Source organism: Pristimantibacillus sp. PTI5, assembly GCF_048572955.1.
In the GTDB taxonomy this organism is placed as follows: domain Bacteria; phylum Bacillota; class Bacilli; order Paenibacillales; family Paenibacillaceae; genus Pristimantibacillus.
The window spans coordinates 1,382,928-1,407,163 of record NZ_CP183886.1; the positions used below are offsets into that span (position 1 = coordinate 1,382,928).

Consider the following 24,236-nt stretch of genomic DNA (forward strand, 5'->3'; position numbering starts at 1 on the left):
AGTATGACTAGACGGATAGACTTTATGGGCTTCATACTTCCAGCTGTAAAAAGAATATGACGGCCGTGACCGTAATAATGCTTAAAATCGTAGAAACAAATACCGATTGCGAAGCAAATTCCGCTTCATTGTCGAACTCTACCGCCAGCAAAACGCTGCTGAGGGAGGTCGGCACGGCAGAGGAGACAATAAGCGCTGCGGCTGTCAGTTTATCGAGTCCCATCAGCCACACAATCAACCAGGCAAGCAGTGGTCCGGCAACGAGCCGCAGCATACCCGACAAGCTGACGTCGATGAGGAGGGAACGCTTGATTTTCCACTCCATATTGCCAAGCTGTACGCCTAATGTGATTAGCGCCGTACCGATAAAGGCAGCAGATAAGTATTCGATCGGCGTAGCTAGCGGCTGCGGGATCACCACCTCGAAGCCCCGCAGGACAAAAGCGAGCGGAATCACGTAAATGATCGGCATAGACAAAATGGTCCGCCAAATGGCCCGCAGGTCGGCTTTATGCGCGTTGACATTATAGATGCCGTACGTGTTCGGCACCAGCGATTGCACCATCATGATCAACACCTGAATGGCAAGCGTCTTCTCGTTTCCCGCAAAAGCCAGCTGATTCAGCGGTATGCCGTAATTGGCGCTGTTATAGAACAGGACGCTGTTGCGCATCGCGCTTTTCATGCTGGGCTCATAGCCTCTAATTCGGATAACAACCTCAACGATCACATATTGCGCAATCATGAACAGCAGGAAGAAAAATAATATTTTTCCGATCACCTGCACGGAAATATCGGTTTTATAGAGCAAATCGAACATGATGGCCGGTGAAAACAAGTAAAAGTTCAGCTTGGACAAGGTTTTGATATCCAGCTTGAACGCTCTTTGAATCACAATGCCGAGACCGATCATGATGACCATCGGAAGCACGTTTGTCATGAGGATATGAAGAAAAATGTTCATTGCTGCATCTGCTTCTTTCTATTATATAGTGTGAGAAAGCGGCCGGTGCGGCCTATGATCGCTTCACCCATTTTAATAGGTTACCGATCGATTAGGCAAGTGTGCTTCCGAATATCCGATTTGCTTGCCTTTCGTAATTACCGAGAAGGTTTGGGCATCCCGGCCGCTGTTTTCTCTCTATTTGTTTTACAACCGCCGAGCGGTTAAAATCTGGAGACAAAGTCGGACGCAGCCGCTCCTTCAGCTCCAAAACTCTCTTTCGTTTGGAGAAATTCCAGCTATTTTAATATAGCGCTTCATGATTGCCCCGAAATGCAAAAACGAACAGCCATCCGGCGCACAAGCCGTCAGCTGTTCGTTTATTCCATTTCACAAACTTTCTTAGAGCTGCTGCTCCTGCTGATACAGCACCGTCGATAAATACCGCTCGCCGTTGCTCGGAATGACCGCGACAACCCGCTTGCCGGTACCCAGCTCCTGCGCCAATTGAATGGCCGCAAACACGGCCGCCCCTGAAGAGATGCCGCCTAAAATGCCTTCCTGCTTCGCTACTCTTCTTGCCGTTTCAAAAGCGTCCTCATTGGTAACCTGAATGATTTCATCATATATACCCGTATCCAAAATCGAAGGAACGAAGCCCGCTCCGATTCCTTGGATCTTGTGAAGCCCTGGCGTCCCTCCCGATAATACGGGCGAGGAGGCCGGCTCAACGGCTGCGATGCGAATACCCGGGAACCGCCCGCGCAATATTTCGCCCGCGCCCGTAATCGTACCGCCGGTACCCACTCCTGCAACAAAGCCGTCCAGCCTGCCATCCAGCGACTCGATCGCTTTTACGATTTCGGGGCCAGTCGTTTCGCGGTGGATTTTCACGTTGGCCGGGTTATCGAATTGCAGCGCCGGAAAATATTCGGGATGCTTCGCTTGGAGCTCCTGCGCCGTTCGAATCGCGCCCTTCATCCCTTCGGATCCCGGCGTAAGCACCAGCTCCGCCCCGTAAGCCCGCAGCAGATTGCGGCGCTCCAGGCTCATTGTCTCCGGCATAACCAAAATGGCTTTATAGCCTCTGGCCGCGGCGACCAAAGCGATGCCGATGCCCGTATTGCCGCTCGTCGCTTCAATAATCGTATCGCCCGGCTTCAGCTTTCCTTCACGCTCCGCCTCTTCAATAATGCTGATCGCAATACGATCCTTGACGCTGCTGCCGGGATTAAAAAACTCCAGCTTCAAATAAATTTCGGCGCTGCCTTCCGGCACCACCTTATTTAATCGAACGAGCGGAGTGCTTCCAATTAAATCGGTAATATTGCTTACGACAAGACTCATGTGATCTACCTCCTGCTATAGTAAAGGCCTTGCGGCTCGTGCCGATTCTTAAAGGGCGATGCAGCTAATGCCGGCTATACCGCTACATTGCCTTGCGAATGCTCATAAAGCTCCTTGTAGTGGCCGTCATGCTCAAGCAGCTCTTGATGATTGCCCTGCTCCACGATCTCGCCGTGACTCATGACGATGATCCGGTCCGCCTGCATGATGGTAGACAACCGGTGCGCGATGACAATCGTCGTTCGATCCTGGGATACGACCTGAAGCGCATTCTGGATCAGCTGCTCCGTATGCGAATCCAGATTCGCGCTTGCCTCGTCCAAAATAAGCACCTTTGGTTTGAAAACGATAATTCTGGCAAAGGAGATAAGCTGGCGCTCGCCGGCCGAAAGGCCGCTGCCGCGCTCCGACAGCCTCGTCTCGTAGCCGTCCTTCAGCTTCTTGATAATCGTATCCGCTCCGACAAATTCGCAGGCGCGGATAACCTCCTCGCGGGAGATCGACTCATCGAACATTCTAATATTTTCGATGATGCTACCCGAATAAAGATAAGGTTCCTGCTGTACAAGCCCAACCAGCCGGTGGAGCGTGGCCTGCGGAATGTCCCTCACATCCGTCTCATCGATGAGAATGCTGCCTTCCTTCACATCATAGAAACGGCATAACAAGCTGATCAGCGAGCTTTTGCCTGCGCCGGTCGTCCCCACCACGCCGATAAGCTCTCCGGAACTAATGTGCAGATCCAAATCGCGGATGATCGGTATCCCTTCCTCGTAAGAAAAGGAGATTCGGTTAAAGTCGATCCGTCCTTTTACCTGCTCCAGGCTGAGGCTCGACATCGAAGCCTGATGTTCATCCGCATCTTCGCCCAGCTCTTCCTTCCGCAAATCCACATGGTCCAGCCCGCGATCCGTAACATCCGGCTTATTCGCAAACACGCTCCAAATTCGGGTAACGGCCACCGTGGCCGACTGGAGCGTATTCCACTGCTGCGTGATCGTATTAATCGGCTGGAAAAACTGGCGGATATACGTTATGAATGCATACAGCACCCCAAATTCAAGCTGCTGCCCGAGCACGGCATTGCCACCGATCCACGTTACGAAAGCAATCGATAAATTGCTCAAAATATCAAAGGTCCGGCCAAACACGACATTCGTCCGGATTTCCCGAAGATTCGCCTTAAAATACAAGCCGTTTCGCTCATTAAACTGCTTCTCCTGCTCCTTTTGCTGATGGAACACCTGCACCAAATTCATGCCGGACAAATTTTCGGCTACAAAAGCTACCAAACGGGATAATCTCGTCCTAGCAAGCTGATAGGTCGTACGCATGAAGGAACGAAAGGCAATGGCGATTGCCCATATGATCGGAAGCAGGATTAAGCAATACAGCGCCAGCTTCGTGTCCAGCTGAAACATCATCACAATAATGAAGACCAGGGTCAGTCCGTCGCGGAACAGGCTCAGCAGCACTTGATTAAAAAATTGATTGAGCGCCTCTGTATCGCTCGAGACATGCGTAATGAGACTGCCGCTCGACATGCGGTCGAAATAACGCATCGACTGCTTCAAAATATGTCCGAACAGCTGCTTGCGAATACGCGACACGATGCTTTGGCCGATATTTTGGAGCAGATTGTTTTGGAAATAAGTAAAAAGCAAGCTCGACAAGGATAAACCAAAATATATAAAACAAATCGTAAGCAGGCCTTTGAAATCGTTTTTGCCGGATAATAAATTATCATCAATCGCTATTTTCATCAAAAAAGGCTGCAGCAAATCCGATAAGATGGCAATCAATGTACAGCAAAATACGCCGATGAATGCCCATAAATGCGGTTTTGCATAGCCGAACAGCGTACGGAAGGCAGATACATATTCCGGCTTCTGTTCCGGCTGATTAGGATCACCCTTCTGATCCGCCTGCCAATTATGAATGGCTTGTGCCGGTCGCATGTTGACTCCCCTCCTCCTGTATGGCATGAAGCGTTGCATAGAGACCTTGCTGCATCAACAGTTCCGTATGCGTTCCCCGCTGCACAATCCTGCCGTCGTCCAGCACAATAATTTCATCGGCATGCTTAATGGCGCTGATGCGGTGCGCAATGATGATCGTCGTTTTGCCGTTTCTTTCGCTTTGGAGCGCTTCAATAATATCCTTCTCCGTCACCGCGTCTACCGCGCTGACGCTATCGTCCAGAATCATAATCGGAGCATTCTTGATGATTCCCCGCGCAAGGCTCGTTCGCTGGCGCTGGCCGCCCGATAAGGTTAAGCCGCGCTCGCCGAGCCTCGTTTCGAACTGATTCGGCAGTTCAACGATGTTATCGTAGATTTGGGCATGCTTTGCGGCAGCCTCAACGGCATCAAGGTCAAGCTCCCGGTTAGAGAATGCGATATTTTCTTTAATCGTCGTGCTGAATAAGAAACCATCCTGGGGCACATAGGCAATTTGATTGCGCAAGCTCGCAAGCGTCATCTCTCTCACATCCGTCTGCCCGTAAACAATCGTGCCGGGAGGCGGATCAAAGGTACGGAGCAGCAGCTTCATCAAGGTTGTTTTCCCGCTGCCTGTGCGGCCGATGATCCCAAGGGTCGTGCCTGCCTTAACATGCAAGCTGATATTTCGCAGCACGGGATTCGAAGCTTGATCGTAAGCGAAGGACAAATTCCGAACGGTAATGCCTGCGTCCTCCAAATCGACAGCCTTTGCATGCTCCAGCTCCACAATATCCGATTGCTGCGCAAGCAATCCGTTTAACCTCTCGAGCGAAGCGCGCGAGCGTTGAATGGAATTGATTACGTTACCAATTTGCTGAAGCGGATTCATCAGCATTCGGATGTAAAGCGTTAAGGCAACGAAATTACCAAGCGTAATCTGCTTCGCGATCGTCAAATAGCCCCCAAAGGCAAGCGCGATAATTAAAGCAATTGCGCCAAGAAACGGAATCAACGCTTGAAAGAAAGAAGAGACGCGCACGAGACGCAATTGATTATGCCTGATTTGCTCGACGGTCTTGCCAAAGCGCTCAATCATAATGTCTTCGACCGCGAATTTCTTGGTTACCCTTATCCCGCCGAATTGCTCTTCCGCGGTTTCCGTCATCGTGCCAAGCGCTTCCTGCACCTCAAGCGACCGCTTTCTAATAATCGGACCGAGGTAGACGACTATGACCGGGATCAGCAGCAGCGGGAAAACCGAAGCTAAAATTAAATAATAAGGAATATGGCTCAGCAGCATCATAGTTACTGCCGCGATCAGCAGCATCGTGGCGTTCGCGGTCGAGTTGACGCCCATGGAGATCGACTCGCGAACAGCGGTGACATCATTCATAAAGTAGCTGAGCAGCTTGCCGACTCCGTTTTTCGAATAAAACTTCTCGCTCATGTCGGTAAAATGCTTGAACAATCCCCGCCGGACAAGAAACTCGAATTTTCTTCCCACATACATAACCAAATACATCGCTAAGCCGTTAAACAGCACATGGCCGACGCCAATCAGCAGCAGCAGCAAGCTGTAGTCCACAATCAGCTTGCTTGTTAATCCGCCCAGCTGCAGCTTATCCGTAAACTGTCCCAGTACCTTTGGAAAAAAAACATTAATCAAGTTAGAAATCAAATGGAAAAAGATCGAGACCAGGTAGATATACCACGTTTTCCGAAAAAAATCCGTCAGTATTCTTTTTGATTTCAAAAAACGATCACTTCCTAGATTGGAGTATTTTCCTTACGCTTCATCCGTTTGCGGGAATTGCAGTTCATACAGCTGGTTGTAACGGCCCTGCAGTTCCAGCAGCTCGTCATGCGTTCCATGCTCCACGATTTTGCCCTGCTCCAGCACGTAAATCCGGTTTGCCTTCTGAATGGTAGATAAACGATGCGCAATGACAAGACAGGTCCGGCCTTGCAGCAGCTGCGCCAGCGCATCCTGGATATGCTGCTCCGATTCCGTGTCAAGCGAAGCGGTGGCTTCGTCCAGAATGATGATCCGCGGATTTTTCAAAATAGCCCTGGCAATCGAAAGCCGCTGCTTTTGGCCGCCTGACAGCTTTACGCCCCGTTCGCCAATTTGCGTCTCGTAACCCTGCGGAAAGGAATCGATAAAACCGGCAGCATTCGCAGCTTCAGCCGCCGCGATAACCTCCGCATCCGTCGAATGATGATTGCCGTAACGGATATTTTCCGCAATCGAACCGTTGAACAAGACGATGTCCTGCGATACAATCCCGATTTGCTCTCTTAGCGAGGCTAACGTGACATCCTTTAATGAATAACCGTCAATCGTTATTTCTCCGGACTGCGGATCATAAAATCTAGCAATGAGATGAGCAATCGTTGTTTTGCCCGAACCCGATGATCCGACCAGCGCGGTCACCTTGCCTGCCTCCAGCTCCAAATGAAAGTCTTTGAGAACGGCCGAGTCGCTCGAATAAGCAAAATCGATTTGATTAAAAACGATATGCCCGTTCACAACGGGAAGCCTTCGCGCATCCTTCCGCTCAACGATTTCGGCTTTTGTGTTCATGACCTCCATAATGCGCTCATAAGCGGCAGCGGATTGCTGAATCGTATTCATGATGCGGCTAAAATGGCGAACCGGATTTTGCAATAAACGCAGATAAGCGATAAACGCCACAATGGTGCCCACGGTCATCTGGTCCTTCATCGCCAGCCAAGCGCCGAAGACCAGCACGATCGCGAGACCAAGAAAATTAAGAAAATCGATAATAGGTTCATAAGCGGCCCGCAAGCGGGTCACCTGAATATTCGCATCCATGTTCCGCTGCGTTCGTTCCGAGAAACGCTCCGACTCGTATTCCTCTGCGGTAAACGCTTTGATGAGCCTGATGCCCGTCAGCGTATTTTGCAGATGGTCGCTGACGTCAGCCACGGACTCCTGCACCGTTCGGAACGACGAACGCATTCTCTTGCCAAAAAACTTCGTCGTCAAAATCATAAACGGGAAGGTCGCGAGCAGAAGCAAAGTGAGTTTCCAATCGATCCAAAGCATATAAACCGCAATGGCCGTAAAGGTGAAGAAATCGGTAAATAATTGCATCATGCTGGAGGAAATCATCTGCTGAAGGATGCTTACGTCGTTTGTGACGCGTGACATCAAATCACCGGTACGATTGCGGTCAAAGAAGGAAACATCCAAGCTTTGCATATGCCGGTAAAGCTCATTGCGAAGATTGTAAAGCACTTTTTGCCCGACGGAGGCCATGAGCGAGGTACTGATATACCGCAGGGCGCCTAACGCGACAGCCGAGCCCAATACTCCTCCGCCAATCAAAATAAGCTTGCTGAACAGCTGGTTCGGGATAATATGGTCGATGGTATAACGAGTCAATTGCGGCACGATGAATTCCAGCAGCGAAATGGCGATTACGCAGGCTATCGAAGCAATCAATAGCGGCAGCTGCGTCCGGGCGTGCCTAAAGATTCGTACAAACATGCTGTAAATGCTTGCCGGCTTTGCTTTCTCGCCGTTGCCGAATTTTCCCATCCCGCCGCCTTGCCTGTACATGGGGGCCGAGTTAAGATTGCTGCTCATAAGCATTCCCCCTGCGATTGCTTTCTTCTTCAGAAGCGATTTGACGCAGCGCGAGCCGCAATTGATCGAGCACGATGCGCAGCTGCACCGCTTTGCCGGCATCGCCCACGGCCGTCCGTTCTGCCGCCTTCAATAAATGAAGCAGCTCCTTGCCCGCGGGCGTTAACCGCCGATTGGGCTTGTTCCGGTCACAAGGCGCCCCCTCTTCATCCGGGCTGCCAAACTCCCGGCGCTCTGACGGATCAATGCCGTTTTCCTTCTCCTCAAGCAAATAAGCCCTGCCTTCATCCGTGATTTCAAAAACCTTCTTGCCGTCCTGCTTTGAGGATTCCACGAATCCTTGGTCCCGCAGCATTTGCAAGGTCGGATAGATCGAACCGGCACTCGGCTTGTATGTGCCTCCCGATTGATCCTCTAGCGCCTTCATCATTTGATAGCCATGCATGCTCTCCTTCTCCAGCAGCTCCAGCAGCGCAAACTTCACTCCGCCGCGGCTGAAATAGCGCCTGCCCGAGCCCGTGTTATCCCTTTCAAGCGCATGATGCAAAAATAACCGTTCCTCTGGCTGCCATCCTTCAGTCATTCCGAAATCTCCTCCGTTAACGATATATCGTATTAATTAGAATAGTATACGATATATCGTTAATTGGCAATCATTAGTTACGGAATCAACCGCTTCATCGCATTCCTTGTTAACCGCCTGCTGATTTCCACCTGCTTTTTACCCATGACAAAATCCAGTAAAGAAGCATTCTTTACTGGATTTGCATTTGCTTTCATTCCATGCAATCGGTATTAGAATTTGCCTTTGGAAGCTGCCGGATCATTATCGATAATGGAAGAGATGCGCTCTAACGTATTTCCGTCGAGCACGATCCCCGAAGCCTTCGCGTTTTCTTCTACCTGCTCGGGACGGCTCGCTCCGACCAACGCGCTGGATACGTTCGGCTGGCGCAGAATCCAAGCAAGAGATAGCTGACCTACCGTAATATCAAGCTCAGCTGCGATACCCTTCAGCTGCTCTACCTTTGCAAGCTTCTCTTCCGTAATTTTATTTTTAAAGTTTTCATGCTTCGCCGCGCGGGACTCGTCAGGAACTTGATTGTCTGCCGTATATTTACCGGTTAACAGTCCTTGCGCAAGCGGTGAAAAAACAACCTGGCCAAAACCCTTTTTGAGCCCAAGGGGAATAATCTCCTTCTCGATGTAACGCTCAAATAAGTTGTAGACCGGTTGGTTGACCACAATGCGGTCGAGCAAATATTTGTCCGCAATCGCGAAGGCTTCCGTAATTTGCGCCGCCGTCCATTCGCTGACGCCGACATAATGGACCTTGCCTTGGCGAACCAAGTCCTCGAAAGCGCGAAGCGTTTCTTCCAGCGGCGTCTCCGTATCAAAGCGGTGGCTGTAGAAGACATCCACATACTCGAGTCCAAGCCGCTTTAAGCTTGCGTTTGCCGATTCGATTACATGCTTTCGGGATAAGCCGCGGTCATTCGGCCCGTCGCCGATTTTTCCGTAAACCTTCGTTGCAAGCACATAAGATTCGCGGGGATAAGCCCGGAGTGTTTCCCCCACAACCTTCTCTGCCTCGCCCTTCGCGTAAACGTTGGCGGTGTCAAAGAAATTAATGCCGAGGTCGTAAGCGGTTTGAATCGACTTCACCGCATTCTCGCGCTCTACGTAGCCACCATAAGTAAGCCAGCTTCCGAGACTGATTTCACTAACCTTTAAACCGCTTGCTCCTAAATTCCGATATTGTACAGACATGATATGATTCCTCCCAATGGTTAGTTAGCCGCTCTGAGCCTGCTTCTTCTCATTCTCCTTGCGCAGCGCCCAAATCGCTTTGTTCACATTTTCCGGCCGGGCGAGCCCGAGATTTTCACGCAGCGTCCTGCCTTCGTACTCCGTCCGAAACAGGCCGCGGTTTTGCAGCTCTGGAACGATCTTGTCAACGAACGTTTCCAACCCTTTGAAATAAATATGCGGCAAAATATTAAAGCCGTCGGCTCCGTTCTCGCGAATCCACTTCTCGATAAAATCGGCGGTCTGCAGCACCGAGCCCGTAAAGGAAACATGGCCGTGTCCCGCGGCGCTTCGGGCAATAAACTGGCGAATCGTCATCTGGTCCCGTCTGGCGGCGTCCACGACGACCTCTTGGCGGCTTGTAATGCCGGTCGTGATCGTTCCGTAAGGCTTTGCTTTATCCACCGGCACGAGATCATCCAGCGAGTATTCCGACAAGTCCACCGTAAAATAGTTCGACAGCCTGCGCAGCGCCTGCTTCGTATTGAGCAAGCTGTTAAATTCCTCCTCAATGTCTCTTGCTTCTGCTTCTGTATCTCCGACGATCGGGCTTAGTCCCGGCATAATCAGCAGCTGATCCGGCTTGCGTCCGTACTTCTTCAGCCTCGATTTTACGTCCGTATAAAACTCTTGAGCAGCGCCCAGCGTCTGCTGCGCCGTGAAGATAACCTCCGCCGTCTTCGCGGCAAGCTCCCTGCCGGCATCCGACGAACCTGCCTGCACTAGCACCGGATGGCCCTGCGGCGGTCTCGGGATGTTCAGTGGCCCTTTGACTGAATGGTATTTTCCTTGAAAATCGATTTCATACACCTTGCTGGAATCGATCGTCATCTCATTCGCCCTGTCGTAAACAAGTGCGTCCTCTTCCCAGCTGTCCCACAGCTGCTTGGTAATTTCAACAAACTCGTCGCCGATCTCGTAGCGCTTCGATACCTCGGGATGCTCCGTCCTGTTGAAGTTGCCGGCATCCGCCTGCGAATGGCCCGTCACAATATTCCAGGCCGCCCTTCCTTTACTGATATGATCCAGCGAAGCAAACTTTCTGGCCACATGATACGGGTCATTGTAGGTCGTGCTTACGGTAGCGATAAGCCCGACATGCTTCGTCAGCGCGGCAAGGCCGGACAGCAGCGTGAATGGCTCCAGTCTTCTGCCGAGGCCCGAATAGTTATCCGCCGTAAACAGCGAATCGAACAAGCCGCGCTCCGCAATTCTCGCAATATTCGCATAATAGTCGAGATCCAAATCCTCCTTCGGATTCGAATCCGGATGCTTCCAGGCGGCGGAATGATGACCGGCTCCCCGTAAGAACACATTAAAATGAGCTTTTTTGTCTGATTGCAAGCCGCTCATGTTCATCACCTCATCAAATTTGTTGTGAAGCGGCAGCGAGCCTTCGCTCCTGCCATTTTCTTCGGAACACTGGAAGCAGCGCTTTGCCGGAGGCCGACGCTTCCTCCAGGTTCGGATAACCAGACAAAATAAAGGAAGTGACGCCGATGTTTGTATATTCGAGCAGCCGGTCCGCCACCTGCTCCGGCGTTCCGACAAAAGCCATCGCACCTCCGCCCCTTACCTGGGCCAGCCCCGCCCAGAAGTTTGGACCGATCACATAATCATTGGCTTCCGCCAGCTTGCGCAGCTCGTTCTGCCTCTGCTGGCCCGCCGACAGATTGTAGAACAGCTGCCCTTCGATCCCCTGCTTCAAAGCCGGATCGATGCGGCTGACGATTGTTCTGGCCGCTGCCCAAGCTTCCTCCTCGGTATCGCGGATAACTACCTGGGCCCGCAAGCCGTACCTGATCGTCCGGTCGATTCCTTGCGTCTGCAGCAGCTCCTTGCGGTGCTGCTCGACCTCATCGATCTGCTCCTTGATCCAATCAAGCGGCTCCGCCCACATGAGATAGACGTCGGCAATTTCCGCCGCGGTCCGCTTGGCAGCCGGCGAGCTGCCGCCGAAATAGAATGGCGGATGCGGTCTTTGAACAGTCGGCGGATAGCTGATGCCGCCCTCCAGCTGAAAGTATTTCCCTTGATGGTCATAACGCTCGATATGCCCCAAAGCATCATGCGCCGCAAGCAGACCGTCTCTCGGCACCGCTCCCGAATTGATCCATAATTGCTTTACGATCTTGATATATTCGAGCGTTCGCTCGTAGCGGGCATCCTTGTCGAACGCCAGCGGATCACCCATCGCCTTCATGTCCGCCGCTGAGCTGCCGGTTACAATGTTGATCAGTGCCCTGCCGCCGGTCACCTCATCCAGCGTTGCTCCCATCCTTGCCGCAAGCGCCGGTGCAATGAGTCCTGGCCTCATCGCCACGAGCGGCTTGAACGTCTTCGTATGGGCTGCAAGCGTCGCAGCGACCAGCCAGGCATCCGAGCAATTCCCGCCCGTCGGGATAAGCGCAAACGTATAACCCGCTTCCTCCACTGCCTGAGCGACTTTGATATTGTAGGCGATGTCGACCGTACGCTCGGATTTCACGCCAACGTACGGCCCGTCCCCCCTTGTCGGCATGTACCAGCCGAATTCCGGTTCGATCTCATAAATGCGACTCATGCTGAACACCCCGTTTTCCAATTTTTTTATGATAGCTTTCGTTCCCGTTCTCCCCTACTTTAGTTCAAACCCCCGTTTCAACAGGAATTCGTGCATATGCCCGCGGAGCCTCTCCTTGTTGAACCGTTTGAGCATTTCCTTGGACCATTTCGTTTCCTGCTCGCCTCCTTTGCCTCCGCCTTTGCGGGTCGCATAATAATGGCGGGTGATTTCGTCATAGGCCTTGATTTCCTCCTCCAGTCCCTCCTGCCGGTACACCTCTTTGTGGTAGACAGCCTCCAGCGGCAATCTCGGCCGAATGTCCGGCTCCTGATCGGGAACGCCTACGCATAAGCCGAATACGGGATAGACGAGCTGCGGAAGCTCGAGCAAATCGGTTGCCGCCTGCGGATTGTTGCGGATGCCGCCGATATACACCGTTCCGTACCCAAGCGATTCAGCCGCAATCGTTGCATTCTGGGCAGCCAGCGCAGCGTCGATTGTGCCTAGCAGGAACAGCTCCACATTTTGCTGCAGCTCAATATCCTCATGCAGTCGCACCGCCGTTCTAATTTTGTTCAGATCCGCTAACCATACGAGGAACACGGAACTCTCCGCAATTTGCTGCTGGTTGCCGGCAAGCTCCGCGAATTTCCGTTTGCGCTCCGTATCTCTCACCGCGACCACGCTGTAGGCCTGTATGTTGGAGGAGGTAGGGGCAGCCTGCGCTGCCAGCAAAATATCCGTCAAATGCTCCTCGGGTACCGCCGCGTCTTTATATTTCCGCACGGAGCGGTGCTTTTTCAATAGTTCAATCGTTTCGCTCATCGTTATCCCCCTATCCCTTGGCATAAAAAAAACCGGAGACACATGATGCAGGTGTCTCCGGTTGACCGGTAGCCGTTTAATTCCGATTATTCCAAGGAATTTAATATGAAAAATGTCATACAAAACTTATCACGGAAAAGAAGAGTTGTCAACACGCAAATTCGACAGATTTTCGTTGCAATACATAGTTTGCCGAGTATAATTCTTGGTATATTTATTTTACCGTTTGACTGGAGGGAATGACATGGTTGATCTCATCATAATCGGTGCCGGTCCTTACGGCATTTCGCTTGCCGCGCATGCCGAAGCTTGCGGGCTATCCTATGTGCTTCTGGGGAGACCGATGCATTTTTGGAAAGAACAAATGCCGCAAAATATGTTTATCCGGACGAATCCGCGCTACATCAGCTTCTCCGACCACAATGACGCGCTGACGATCGAACGGTTTAGCCAAGAGACAAAAGTTCCGCTTGAATCTCCCTTTCCCCGGCCGGCTTTCGTCGACTACGCCTTCTGGTTCGCCCACCATGCCCGTGTCTCTTTTACTCCCGAGCTGGTCGTTTCGCTGGGCCGCCTGTATGACGGCTTCTCGGTCATTACAGAGACAGGCAAGCGGTTAAGCGGAAGAAACGTTGTCGTCGCCACTGGACTTCAGCATTTCAGCTACATTCCGGATGAATTAAACGGACTCCCCGCGGCGCTGTTGTCGCACACCTTCGGACAGACCGAGTTCGGCCGTTTCAAAGGACAGAAGGTCACCGTCATCGGGAGCGGCCAAAGCGCGTGGGAAGCCGCCGCTTTGCTTCAGCTTGCCGGAAGCGAAACGGAGCTGTTGTACAGGAGGGAAGCGGTTCAATACGCAAGCGAAGACAACACGGCTTCAGGAATGAAGCTCATTGAATCGGCCGAGCAGTTCTACAGGCTTCCGCTTGAGCAAAAGCAGGAACGTTGGCATACGCCCCGCCAAGGCAGCGTCGCTTCATTCCTTAAGCCTTATGTCGAAGGAAAAGTAAAGACAACCGGCGGAGCTGCCATCAAGAGAGCAGGTACGACGCAGGACGGTAAAGCGATTCTCGAACTAGCAGACGGCGAGCATCGAATCGCAGACCATGTCATCGCGGCAACGGGCTATCGCATCGACTTGAACCGTGTGCCCTTTCTGCCCGATTATTTGCTTGAAGCGATTCAGAGGGAGAGCGGCTTTGAATGGTTCCCCTTATTAAACGGGAATTTTGAAAGCAGTGTTCCCGGTCTTTTTTTTGCCGGACCGCTGGCCAGCCATACCCACGGTCCCGCCTTCGGCTTTGTCGCCGGTCTCCGGCAAGCCTGCCGGTCCATTATTCCATACATACAACAAAGCAAAGGGCGAGGTCATTAACCTCTCCCTTTGCTTTTTGTTTGCGTATTAAGGCGTGCCAAGCGTCGTCCGAAGCGTCTCAACGTCCTTGTTGATCGTATCGGTCGCCTTGCGGATTACTGAATTGACGTCCAGCCCGTTGACGGCCAGATCCTCCGCTGCCTCCGTCATCCGCGCAGAAATTTCAAGCTCGTACGGATGAATATAGTGCTCCTGCAGCGGTTCGCCGATGAATACGTTTTGCACCGACTTGCCCTGCAGCACCGGAATGTCAAGGCCGTATTCCTTCTCCAGCTCGGGATTGATTATCGCCGGAACGCGTCCGTTTCTGGCCAAAATGCGCTGCCCTTCATCGGACAGAATTTCCGCGATAACCTGGAACGCCTCGTCCTTGTGCTTACTTTGGCTGTTCACGGACAACGAGTGAATTTGCGCTTCTCTCGTCTTGCCCAGCTGGTCTTCAAAGTTTGGCGCAGGCGCGATATCCCAGTTAAATTCCACGCCCTGCTGGCGCAGCTCCTCAAGCGGTCCAACCATGTTGGCAAGCCAGGTTACGCGCATTGCAATCGTCTGATCCTTCATAAACTGATCGCGGCCCCAGTTCCACGTTCCGTCAGGCGTCACGTAGCCCGGAATTTCAAAGATCCGTTTGTTAAGCTCGAACACGCGCAGCCACTCCGGCGAATCCAGCGCCGCATTGCCGGTATCGCGATCAACATATGGTAGACCGAGTCCCTTCGCAAGGCCTGTCAGGTTATCGACGGACAAACCTACATAGTGGACGCCGTTTTCCGTTCGGGTCAGCTTTGCTGCAATATCGAGCACTTCATCCCATGTCAATTGCTTTTCGGTCGGATACTCGACGCCGAATTTATCGAATATATCCTTATTGTAGTAGAGGACGTGCTGATTGGCATTGAACGGTATCGCATAAATCTGATCGCCCTTGCCCTTCGTCATATCCTTGATATAGTCATACAAAATAGGCTTGATCCGGCTTTCATCGAAATTGTGGCGCTTGATCAGCTCCCGCAAGTCTTCATACGCTCCGGTACGGATTATTTTCTGATGCGATGAGGATGAAGAATAAATAATGTCCGGGACATGCGTCGAGAGCACTTCTTCATTCGTCGTCGTAGCTGCCGGCGTAATCCGCTCAATCGTTACGTTCGGGAATTTTTTCTTAATCGGATCGGCAATCAGCGTCTTGAACTCCACATCCGGAAACGTGCCGCTCGTATTGAAAAAAGTCAGCGTAACCGGTTCGTCGCCAAGCTTCTTGAAATCAGCAGGCTCAGCGGATGGAGCTTCGGTATTATCCGGTTCGGCTGCGCCTCCTGCCGTGCCTCCGTTCCCGTTCCCCCCGTTATTGCCTCCGCTTGCGCATGCCGTTATCAGTGCCAGCAGCAATAATATGGTAATGCCTAATGTGAGCTTCTTCATGATCGTTATCTCTCCCCTGAATAGTTGTGCATGTATGTGGATTTACAATACAGCCTTCTGTTTGTGCCGCGCATTGAGCGGCCGTTCGAGTCCAAGACGGTCCCTGAGCGTCGTTCCTTCATATGCGGTGCGGAACAATCCCCTGTTCTGCAGTTCGGGAATAACCTTCTCGACGAATGTATCCAGCCCGCCCGGATAAATTTGCGGCATGACGTTGAACCCGTCCGCAGCGCCGTTTAAAAACCATGTCTCAATGACATCGGCCAGCTGAAGCGGCGTGCCCGTAAACGTAAAATGCCCCCTTGCCCCGGCAAGCCGGTTCACCAGCTGCCGCAGCGTCAGATTCTCGTCGCGGATAAGGTCGAGAATAAGCTGATGACGGCTTTTGTGGCCATTGACCTCATCCGTTTCGCGCACGCCCTCGAGCGACAATGGCTCGTCAAGCGGATGCTGCGACAAATCGATGCCGAGACGTTCGGACAACCGCCTTACAGCTCCGTCCTTATTCACGAATTCAAACAGCCTGTTCTCGATTTCTTGCGCCTCCTCCACCGTATCGGCAAGAATGGGACTGATGCCTGGCAATATTTTGAGCTGATCGGCGGTTCTGCCGTATTTCGGAAGTCTGGACTTCACATCCTTGTAGAACACCTGGGCGCTCGCTATGCTCTGATGGGCCGTAAATATCACCTCCGCCGTCCTGGCCGCAAATTCCTTGCCGCTCTCCGACGATCCGGCCTGCACCAGAACAGGATAACCTTGCGGCGGCCTTGCGATGTTCAGCGGTCCCTTGACGCGATAATACTTCCCTTTGTAATCAATTGTGTGAACCTTGTCAGCAGCGATACGGATGCCGGAAGCTTTGTCATTCAACACCGCGTCATCCTCCCAGCTGTCCCACAGCTGCTTGACGACGTCTGTAAACTCCTCCGCCTCCTCATACCGGAGAGCATGTTCCGGATGCTCCTGCAGTCCGAAGTTATGAGAGGCGTTGCCCGCTCCGGTCACAATGTTCCAGCCCGCTCGTCCCTTGCTGATATGGTCCAGCGAAGCGAATTTGCGCGCGACGTGAAACGGCTCATTGTAGGTGGTGCCGACTGTCGCAATTAAACCGATATGCTTCGTCCGGCTCGCCAGCGCGGACAGCTCCGTGAACGGTTCTAGCTTATTCGCGCGGCCGGAATAGCCGTCGGCCAGAAACACGGAATCCATCAGACCGCGCTCCGCCGTCTGCACAATTTGCAGCACATGGTTAAAATCCAGGTTGTGTGCAGGCTCCGCTTCCGGAAGCCGCCATGACGCCTCATGGTGGCCGGTCCCGTACAAGAAAGCGTTCAAGTGAAGCTGACGTTGTTTGTTACTCATCGATTTCCCTCCCGTTTGGCTGGTTAATGATTCGAAAGCCTGTTTTCACCATTTTGTGCGTTTGCAATAAAAAAAGCCCGAGATGCCCATAGGCAATCTCCGGCTTTCCGGTCGATAATAACCAAGTAATTATATAGGATTAAACCGAATTAACTTGAAATGAATATACCTCTTCGTTACAGTGTTGTCAAGCGGCTTTTTTCATCCTTAAATGTTTGTATTAGATCCAGATCACGTCATCTTACTCCGTCGAGTCTTGGGAGCTGAAAGCGCCGATCCCTCTCCTTATGTCCAAACGGCATAGACCCTCGAAGCGGCTGCTTTACCGCTCAGAGGGCTATGCCAGACTTTATGTTACGTATTACTCTATCTTGCGTAATGTCTCGATTTCCTTTTTAATGGCTTCGTCAGCCTGACGGAGCGCTGTATTGACGTCTGTGCCGTTTATGGCCACCCCTTCCGCAGCTTCCGTTACAAACTTTGTCACTTGATCCTCGTAACGGTGGATTTTATGATTTTTTTGTTGCTCCCCAATAAACACATTCTCAATATGTTTGCCTGCAAGAACTGGCACATCCGCTCCGAACTCCTTCTCCAGCTCAGAATTAATGACAGCAGGGACACGGGCGTTCCTCGCCAAAATCCGCTGCACCTCATCCGAAAGAATATGGGTAATGGCCAAGAACGCTTCTTCCTTGTGCTTGCTCGTATTGGAAATAACGAAGGAATGCACCTGCGCTTCTCTTGCCTTGCCCAGCTGGTCGGAGAAATTCGGAGTTGGAGCAATATCCCAGTTCATCTCCTCCCCCTGCTGCCGCAGCTCTTCAAGCGGACCGACCATATTGGCCAGATTCGCTACCCGAAGCGCCAAATTTTTATCCTTGATAAAAGCATCCCGTCCGTAAACATATTCGTTATTCGGGCCGATATAACCCGGCACTTCGTAAGATTGCTGCTGGAACTCAAAGACTTTTTTCCATTCCGGAAGCTTAGTCAAAAGCGGCTCGCCCGTTTCGGAATCCAGAATCGGCAATGCCAAATCCCGCATTAACGCGGTAGGTCCGCCCGTATCGTAACCGATATAGCGGATGGCATCATCGGTTTGCGTCAGCTTTTTCCCAATCTCCAGAACCTCTTCCAGCGATAGCTGTTCGCCATTCGGCGGATACTCCACTCCGAATTTATCAAATATATCCTTATTGTAATAAAGGATTGCCTGATTCGAGTTGAACGGCAGCGATACGATTTCGCCATTCTCGCCAAATTCTTTGATGTGGTCGTAGAGAACAGGCTTCAATCGGCTTTCGTCAAAGTTGAATTTTTTGATCCACGGCCGAAGATCCTCTACCACTTTTAATCGAATAAGCTGCTGCGGATTAATAATCAACGTTAAATCGGGCGCAGGCTTTGTCGTAAACACTTCTTGCACAGTAACGCCTTCCAGCGCTTCAATTCTCTCAATCGTAATATGCGGATATTTTTTGTTCACCGGTCCGGCAATTAACGTTTCGAACTCCGTCTTCGTCAAAGTTGGGCCTGTGACGTACAAGTATAGCTTTACCGGATCCGGCAATGCTGCCGGATCCGGTTCGCCATTATTTTTGCCGCCCGTTTGCGCGCAGGAAACGAGCAGCGTGACCGCGACGATCGTAATGAGGAACCGTATCTTCCATCGGCCATTAGTTTTCATTTTAGTGCCCCGATTTTACAGACTGATGGCGAGTATTGGCCGGACGGGCCAGGCCGAGGTTCTCGCGCAGCGTTTTCCCTTCGTAGGCGGTGCGGAACAGTCCCCGGTTTTGCAGCTCCGGCACAACCTTGTCCACGAACGCCTCCAAGCCGCTTGGATAAAGCTGCGGCATAATATTGAAGCCGTCGGCTCCGCCGTTTTTGAACCAGCGTTCAATGACGTCCGCCAGTTGAATCGGAGTCCCGGTAAAGGTAATGTGTCCGCGTGCTCCGGCCAACCGGCGCGTCAGCTCCCGGATGGTCAAATTCTCGCGTACGGCAAGGTCGACGACGAGCTGATAGCGTCCCTTGCGCCCGTTAATGGCATCGATGCCCGGCAAATCGTCGATCGGCAGCGGACCGTCCAGCGGATAAGCGGACAAATCGATGCCGACGCGCCCGGACAGCCGTTTGACAGCTGATTCCAGATTGATAAAGCCGTTCAATTCCTGTTCAATTTCCCTCGCTTCCGCTTCAGTGTCCGCAATGATCGGGCTTAAGCCGGGAAGAATGTGCAGCTGATCCGGTGTGCGCCCGTATTTCGCCAGCCTCGACTTGACGTCGCTGTAAAAAGCTTGCGCCTCTTCCAGCGTCTGCTGCGCCGTGAACACAACCTCGGCCGTCTTAGCGGCCAGCTCCTTGCCCGTTTCCGAAGAGCCTGCCTGCACAAGCACCGGATAGCCTTGAGGGGGGCGGGGAATGTTCAAAGGCCCTTTGACCGAATAATACTCCCCCTTGAAGTTAATTTCATGAACCTTACTGTCATCCGTCTGGATGCCGCCGACCTTGTCATACTTGATAGCGTCATCCTCCCAGCTGTCCCACAGCTGCTTGGTCAGCTCGACAAACTCCTCCGCGTACTCGTAGCGGAGCGCATGCTCCGGATGCGCATCGAGACCGAAGTTGAAGGCCGTCGATTCCGTACCCGTCGTCACGATATTCCAGCCTGCACGACCCTCGCTGATGTGATCGAGTGAAGCAAACTTCCGCGCGACGTGAAACGGCTCGTAATAGGTCGTTCCGACGGTAGCGATGAGGCCGATATGCTCCGTTACGGCTGCCAGCGCGGCCAGTTGGGTGAACGGCTCCAGCTTGCCGGACGAGCGGCCCGAATAGCCGTCGGCAACGAACAGCGAATCCAGCAGCCCCCGCTCCGCAATTTGGGCGATCCGCTGATAATGCCGTATATTCAGACCAAGCTCCGGCGTGCTGTCCGAATAACGCCAGGCGGCCTCATGATGCCCCGTTCCCGATATAAAAGCGTTCAAATGCAGCTTACGTTCTTGATTGCCCATTTTCTATATTCCTCCCATTCATGAATTCGATGAATCGTTCATAGGGGCGGCCCGCTGCTCCCGGCCCGGTCCAGCTGTCAGAAATGCCCCTCCAATCAGAAAAGCCCCGCTTACATAAAAGATGGCGATAATGCCCGTCCAGGCCCCCACCAAGCCGAAAAATAAAGGCGCAATCATTTGCGACAGCCTGTTGGAGGCCATTCGCAGCCCTAGCACCTCTCCCGTTCTATGCTTGGGAGACGCATTATAGGTCGTCGTCATGGACAGCGGCTGGCCGCAGCCGAGGCCTGCCCCCATCAGTGCGCTTAACAAACCGCATAGCAGCGTATCCGTCGTCAACGGCACCAGCATAAAGGACACGCCTGCAACCAGAATGGAAGCCCATAGAACCGGCTCTCTGCCGAAACGCGCGGTCAACCGGGCAAGAAACAGCCTGACAAGGACCATCGTTAAGCCCTGAACCCCGATGATCCAGCCAATCGTCGATGCCGACATGCCCCAGTCGCTGGCAAACAGCGGAAAATAGGCCACGAATACATCGCGCGAATAAAGTACCAGAGCGCTGGAAGCCAGCGCTTTGCGCAGCAGCGGAATGCGCAGCAGCTCCAGAGCGGAGCCTTTCTCCGCCTCTATCCCCGCCTGCCCGGCAGGCTTCGCCGAATCGGGCAGGAGCATCGCGAAAGCCATCGGCACCAAACCTGCCACCGAAGCCATTCCGAAGGCAAAGCCGTAAGAGCTGTAATCCGCAAGCATACCGCCGGCGACGGGGCCGACGATTCCCGAAAGCGCTACGGCCATGCTGAACAAACCGAAGTGATGATCGCGATTTTGTGAATTGGACATGTTTCCGATTAAATTTTGCAACGAAATGCTTATAAAGATGTGTGATACGCCTACTAATGCTTGTGAGACGTACAAGGCCCATATGTCCGGGAAAATGAAAGGCAGCGCCGTGCCCGCCATCATGCCAGCTACCCCGATCCGCACCGGGGAACGGTCACCGATGATATCGGCCACCTTCCCGATGGGGATGGCGAGCAGCAGCGGAAACAACGCATAAGCGGCTGTAATCATGCCAATCCCGATGGCATCGGCGCCAAGGCTGATCCCGTACAACGTAACCAGCGGCCTCGTCAGATTCATCATGAGCTGAAAGCTGAATGCGATTGCGATAATCGTGCTTAATCTCAAAGCTTGTCACCCGCCTCACCGGAAGTTACTGTGCCGAGGCCAGACCCTTCGCAAGTGAATTCGCCGGATTAGCGAGGCCCAGGTTTTCCCTCAGCGTGGATCCTTCGTATGCCGTACGGAAGATACCGCGATTTTGCAGCTCGGGCACGACCTTGTCGACAAAGTCGTCCAGTCCGTCCGGATAAATCGGAGGCATCAGATTAAAGCCGTCTGCGGCATTTGTATTGATCCATTCTTCAATAACATCCGCTACTTGAATCGGCGTTCCAGTAAACGTCAGATGTCCCCGCGCGCCGGCCAACCGGTTCACGACTTGGCGGAGGGTCAGGTTCGGGTCGCTGCGCAGCAAGTCGATAATAAGCTGATGACGGCTCTTGCTTCCGTTAACGGTATCGATGCCTTTCGGATCGACAATCGGCGGAATCGGGCCGTCAAGCGGATAACCCGTAAGGTCGATGCCGATGCGTTCCGACAACTTCGCGACGGCATCGCTGGCATCATGGAAGGCGTTCAGCTCATCCTCCAGCTCCTGCGCCTCTGCTGCCGTATCCCCTATAATCGGGCTAAAGCCGGGCAGGATCAGCAGCTCGTGAGGCAAACGACCGTATTTGGCCAGCCTTGCTTTCACATCCGCATAAAAGGCTTGCCCTTCGCTCAGCGTCGGCTGCGCCGTAAATATAACCTCGGCCGTTTTCGCCGCCAGCTCCCTGCCGCTTTCCGAGGACCCTGCCTGCACGAGCACCGGATAGCCCTGCGGTGGACGCGGAATGTTCAACGGGCCTTTTACCGCATACACGCTGCCCCGATAATTGATCTCATGAAGACGCTGCTCATCGAATTGAATGCCGGCCTGCTTGTCGAATACTAGCGCCTCTTCCTCCCAGCTGTCCCACAGCTGCTTGGTCACTTCGACGAATTCCTCCGCCCACCTGTATCGCTCCGAATGCTCCAAATGAGACTCCTTGCCGAAATTGAACGCGGTAGCATCCGTATGCCCGGTCACGATGTTCCAGCCCGAGCGGCCCCCGCTGATTCGATCCAGGGAAGCAAATTTACGGGCAACGTGGAAAGGCTCGTTATAGGTCGTCCCGACCGTGCCGATCAACCCGATGTTCGTCGTTACCGACGACAAAGCGGACAGCAGCGTGAACGGCTCTAGTCTGCGTCCCGTGCCGACATACCCGTCAGCCATGAATAGGGAATCGAGCAGTCCCCGCTCCGCCGTCAAAGCCAGCTTCTTGTAATATTGAAAATCAAAGGTTTGTTCCGGCGTCGTTTTCGGATGCCGCCAAGCTGCCGCATGATGTCCCGCAGCTCTCAGAAAGACGTTTAAATGCACTTGCTTTTTGGTTGCGCTCATTCTTCTGCCTCATTTCCTTTTGTAAGATGACAAAAAGCCGGAGGCAAGCAACCTGCTCTTGTCTCCGGCAATCCGGTCGATAACTCAACGAACTTCTTTTACTGCCCTATTGTCGTTTTCAGCGTTTCGACATCCTTATTGATTGCCTCCGTCGCTTTGCGAATGGCCGAGTTGACATCGAGCCCGTTAATCGCAAGATCCTCAGCCGCCTCAGTGAGACGTATGCTTATGCTTGATTCGTATGGATGGATGTAGTGCTCTTGACGCGGCTCGCCGATAAAGACGTTTTGAACCGTTTTACCTTGCAAAACAGGAATCTCCGCGCCGTAGTCCTTCTCCAGCTCCGGGTTAATAACAGCCGGAACGCGGCCGTTTTTCGCGATAATGCGTTGTCCTTCATCGGATAAAATTTCCGCGATCACCTGGAACGCCTCGTCTTGATGAGGGCTTTGGCTATTGATCGCAATGGAGTGGATCTGGGCTTCCCTTGTTGTTCCAAGCTGGTCGCTAAAGTTCGGCGCCGGCGCGATATCCCAATTGAATTCCACGCCCTGCTGGCGCAGCTCCTCAAGCGGGCCGACCATGTTCGCCAGCCAGGATACGCGGATAGCGACATTCTGATCCTTCATAAAGTGATCGCGCGTCCAGTTCCAAGTGCCGTCCGGCGTGATATAGCCCGGTATTTCAAGGATTCGCTTGTAGAGTTCGAATACCCGCAGCCAATCCGGCGTATCCAATGCGGCTTGACCGGTCTCGCGGTCCAAATAAGGAAGTCCCAGCGATTTGGACAGGCCTGTTAAATTATCCACGACCAGACCAATGTAATTGACGCCGTTCTCGGTTCTGGTCAGCTTCGTGCCAAGCTCAACCGCTTCATCCCATGTTAATTGTTTTTCTGTCGGGTACGGCACGCCGAATTTATCGAAAATATCTTTGTTGTAGTACATCACATGCTGATTAATATTGAATGGAAGCGCGAGTACGGCATCTCCTTTTCCCTTCGTTATGTCCTTGATATAGTCGTACCCGATGGGCTTAAGGCGGCTTTCATCAAAATTGTGTTTTTTGATCAGCTCCCGCAAATCTTGATAAACGCCCGTACGGATAACGCGCTGCTGCACGCTGCCGAAAATAATATCCGGCACATGCGTCGATAAAACCTCCTCCGGCGTCGTCGTCGCAGCCGGCGTAATGCGTTCAATCGTCACGTTCGGGTATTTCGCATGGATCGGCCCTGCGATCATGGCTTCGAATTCCACATCCGTAAACGTAGCGCCCGTTGAATAAAAGGTTAGTTTTAGCGGCTCGTCGCCCAGCTTCTTGAAATCCCCCTGCTCTGCCGAGCCTTTATCGGCACCCGGCGCATTTGACGCCGCATTCCCGCTTTCCGGAGCATTATTGCCCCCTCCGCATGCCGTGACCATTGCTGCAATTACGATTAAAATAAGGAAAGACCCCAACTTCTTCATCTG

The 24,236-nt window shown here is 52.6% G+C and carries 18 protein-coding genes; 1 reads left to right on the plus strand and 17 read right to left on the minus strand.

All coding sequences use genetic code 11. From position 1 onward, the window contains the following. Positions 1–31 precede the first annotated feature (31 nt). The 10 genes from ACN6MW_RS06400 to nfsA all read right to left on the minus strand — a co-directional run bounded on the left by ACN6MW_RS06400 (position 32) and on the right by nfsA (position 13,025). Positions 32–964: an AEC family transporter gene (locus ACN6MW_RS06400; RefSeq protein ID WP_419874703.1), complete on the minus strand. Its 933-nt coding sequence runs from the start codon at positions 962–964 to the stop codon at positions 32–34. A 381-nt stretch (positions 965–1,345) separates the two neighbouring features. Beyond that, entirely contained in the window at positions 1,346–2,290 is a 945-nt protein-coding gene (gene cysK, locus ACN6MW_RS06405; protein WP_419874704.1) for a cysteine synthase A, read from the minus strand. A gap of 74 nt (positions 2,291–2,364) precedes the next feature. Beyond that, positions 2,365–4,248, minus strand: a complete 1,884-nt coding sequence (locus tag ACN6MW_RS06410) for an ABC transporter ATP-binding protein (RefSeq protein WP_419874705.1) — start codon at positions 4,246–4,248, stop codon at positions 2,365–2,367. Next, positions 4,223–5,986 (minus strand): ABC transporter ATP-binding protein, encoded by a 1,764-nt coding sequence (locus ACN6MW_RS06415; RefSeq protein WP_419874706.1) that lies wholly within the window; start codon positions 5,984–5,986, stop codon positions 4,223–4,225. The genes ACN6MW_RS06410 and ACN6MW_RS06415 overlap by 26 nt, the downstream gene beginning before the upstream one ends. Positions 5,987–6,019: 33 nt before the next feature. After that, a complete protein-coding gene (locus ACN6MW_RS06420; protein ID WP_419874707.1) occupies positions 6,020–7,846 on the minus strand; it encodes an ABC transporter ATP-binding protein in 1,827 nt (608 codons plus the stop codon). After that, positions 7,830–8,429, minus strand: a complete 600-nt coding sequence (locus tag ACN6MW_RS06425) for a PadR family transcriptional regulator (RefSeq protein WP_419874708.1) — start codon at positions 8,427–8,429, stop codon at positions 7,830–7,832. Before ACN6MW_RS06425 ends, ACN6MW_RS06420 begins: the two co-directional genes overlap by 17 nt. A gap of 212 nt (positions 8,430–8,641) precedes the next feature. Then, complete coding sequence (locus ACN6MW_RS06430; RefSeq protein ID WP_419874709.1) at positions 8,642–9,616, minus strand: aldo/keto reductase family protein; 975 nt, start codon at positions 9,614–9,616, stop codon at positions 8,642–8,644. 24 nt (positions 9,617–9,640) lie between these two features. Continuing rightward, entirely contained in the window at positions 9,641–11,008 is a 1,368-nt protein-coding gene (locus tag ACN6MW_RS06435; protein ID WP_419874710.1) for an LLM class flavin-dependent oxidoreductase, read from the minus strand. 13 nt (positions 11,009–11,021) lie between these two features. Continuing rightward, a complete protein-coding gene (locus ACN6MW_RS06440; protein ID WP_419874711.1) occupies positions 11,022–12,218 on the minus strand; it encodes an LLM class flavin-dependent oxidoreductase in 1,197 nt (398 codons plus the stop codon). Between the two features lie 54 nt (positions 12,219–12,272). Next, positions 12,273–13,025, minus strand: a complete 753-nt coding sequence (gene nfsA, locus ACN6MW_RS06445) for an oxygen-insensitive NADPH nitroreductase (protein ID WP_419874712.1) — start codon at positions 13,023–13,025, stop codon at positions 12,273–12,275. A gap of 244 nt (positions 13,026–13,269) precedes the next feature. Between nfsA and ACN6MW_RS06450 the strand changes: the two genes are divergently transcribed. Next, entirely contained in the window at positions 13,270–14,403 is a 1,134-nt protein-coding gene (locus ACN6MW_RS06450) for an NAD(P)-binding domain-containing protein (RefSeq protein ID WP_419874713.1), read from the plus strand. A 27-nt stretch (positions 14,404–14,430) separates the two neighbouring features. On the opposite strand, the gene ACN6MW_RS06455 is transcribed toward ACN6MW_RS06450, so the two are convergent. The 7 genes from ACN6MW_RS06455 to ACN6MW_RS06485 form a co-directional block, all read right to left on the minus strand. Further along, positions 14,431–15,825: an ABC transporter substrate-binding protein gene (locus tag ACN6MW_RS06455; protein ID WP_419874714.1), complete on the minus strand. Its 1,395-nt coding sequence runs from the start codon at positions 15,823–15,825 to the stop codon at positions 14,431–14,433. 42 nt (positions 15,826–15,867) lie between these two features. Next, a complete protein-coding gene (locus tag ACN6MW_RS06460) occupies positions 15,868–17,190 on the minus strand; it encodes an LLM class flavin-dependent oxidoreductase (RefSeq protein ID WP_419874715.1) in 1,323 nt (440 codons plus the stop codon). Between the two features lie 361 nt (positions 17,191–17,551). Next, entirely contained in the window at positions 17,552–18,880 is a 1,329-nt protein-coding gene (locus ACN6MW_RS06465) for an ABC transporter substrate-binding protein (protein ID WP_419874716.1), read from the minus strand. 1 nt (position 18,881) lies between these two features. Then, complete coding sequence (locus tag ACN6MW_RS06470; protein WP_419874717.1) at positions 18,882–20,213, minus strand: LLM class flavin-dependent oxidoreductase; 1,332 nt, start codon at positions 20,211–20,213, stop codon at positions 18,882–18,884. An 18-nt stretch (positions 20,214–20,231) separates the two neighbouring features. Then, on the minus strand, positions 20,232–21,404 hold the full coding sequence (locus tag ACN6MW_RS06475) for an MFS transporter (protein WP_419874718.1): 1,173 nt from the start codon (positions 21,402–21,404) through the stop codon (positions 20,232–20,234). 25 nt (positions 21,405–21,429) lie between these two features. Further along, the gene (locus ACN6MW_RS06480; RefSeq protein ID WP_419874719.1) at positions 21,430–22,764 is read right to left on the minus strand and encodes an LLM class flavin-dependent oxidoreductase; all 1,335 of its coding nucleotides are present in this window, start codon (positions 22,762–22,764) and stop codon (positions 21,430–21,432) included. Positions 22,765–22,862: 98 nt separating this feature from the next. After that, positions 22,863–24,233 carry an ABC transporter substrate-binding protein gene (locus tag ACN6MW_RS06485; RefSeq protein WP_419874720.1) on the minus strand — a complete coding sequence of 457 codons (1,371 nt, stop codon included), beginning with the start codon at positions 24,231–24,233 and terminating at the stop codon, positions 22,863–22,865. Positions 24,234–24,236 lie beyond the last annotated feature (3 nt).

Coding starts and splice junctions, on each gene's coding strand:
- ACN6MW_RS06400 (WP_419874703.1), bottom strand. CDS start 964: ATGAACATTTTTCTTCATATCCTCATGACAAACGTGCTTCCGATGGTC.
- ACN6MW_RS06425 (WP_419874708.1), bottom strand. CDS start 8,429: ATGACTGAAGGATGGCAGCCAGAGGAACGGTTATTTTTGCATCATGCG.
- ACN6MW_RS06470 (WP_419874717.1), bottom strand. CDS start 20,213: ATGGGCAATCAAGAACGTAAGCTGCATTTGAACGCTTTTATATCGGGA.
- ACN6MW_RS06450 (WP_419874713.1), top strand. CDS start 13,270: ATGGTTGATCTCATCATAATCGGTGCCGGTCCTTACGGCATTTCGCTT.
- ACN6MW_RS06440 (WP_419874711.1), bottom strand. CDS start 12,218: ATGAGTCGCATTTATGAGATCGAACCGGAATTCGGCTGGTACATGCCG.
- ACN6MW_RS06460 (WP_419874715.1), bottom strand. CDS start 17,190: ATGAGTAACAAACAACGTCAGCTTCACTTGAACGCTTTCTTGTACGGG.
- nfsA (WP_419874712.1), bottom strand. CDS start 13,025: ATGAGCGAAACGATTGAACTATTGAAAAAGCACCGCTCCGTGCGGAAA.
- ACN6MW_RS06455 (WP_419874714.1), bottom strand. CDS start 15,825: ATGAAGAAGCTCACATTAGGCATTACCATATTATTGCTGCTGGCACTG.
- ACN6MW_RS06430 (WP_419874709.1), bottom strand. CDS start 9,616: ATGTCTGTACAATATCGGAATTTAGGAGCAAGCGGTTTAAAGGTTAGT.
- ACN6MW_RS06480 (WP_419874719.1), bottom strand. CDS start 22,764: ATGAGCGCAACCAAAAAGCAAGTGCATTTAAACGTCTTTCTGAGAGCT.
- ACN6MW_RS06465 (WP_419874716.1), bottom strand. CDS start 18,880: ATGAAAACTAATGGCCGATGGAAGATACGGTTCCTCATTACGATCGTC.
- ACN6MW_RS06410 (WP_419874705.1), bottom strand. CDS start 4,248: ATGCGACCGGCACAAGCCATTCATAATTGGCAGGCGGATCAGAAGGGT.
- ACN6MW_RS06420 (WP_419874707.1), bottom strand. CDS start 7,846: ATGAGCAGCAATCTTAACTCGGCCCCCATGTACAGGCAAGGCGGCGGG.
- ACN6MW_RS06485 (WP_419874720.1), bottom strand. CDS start 24,233: ATGAAGAAGTTGGGGTCTTTCCTTATTTTAATCGTAATTGCAGCAATG.
- cysK (WP_419874704.1), bottom strand. CDS start 2,290: ATGAGTCTTGTCGTAAGCAATATTACCGATTTAATTGGAAGCACTCCG.
- ACN6MW_RS06435 (WP_419874710.1), bottom strand. CDS start 11,008: ATGAGCGGCTTGCAATCAGACAAAAAAGCTCATTTTAATGTGTTCTTA.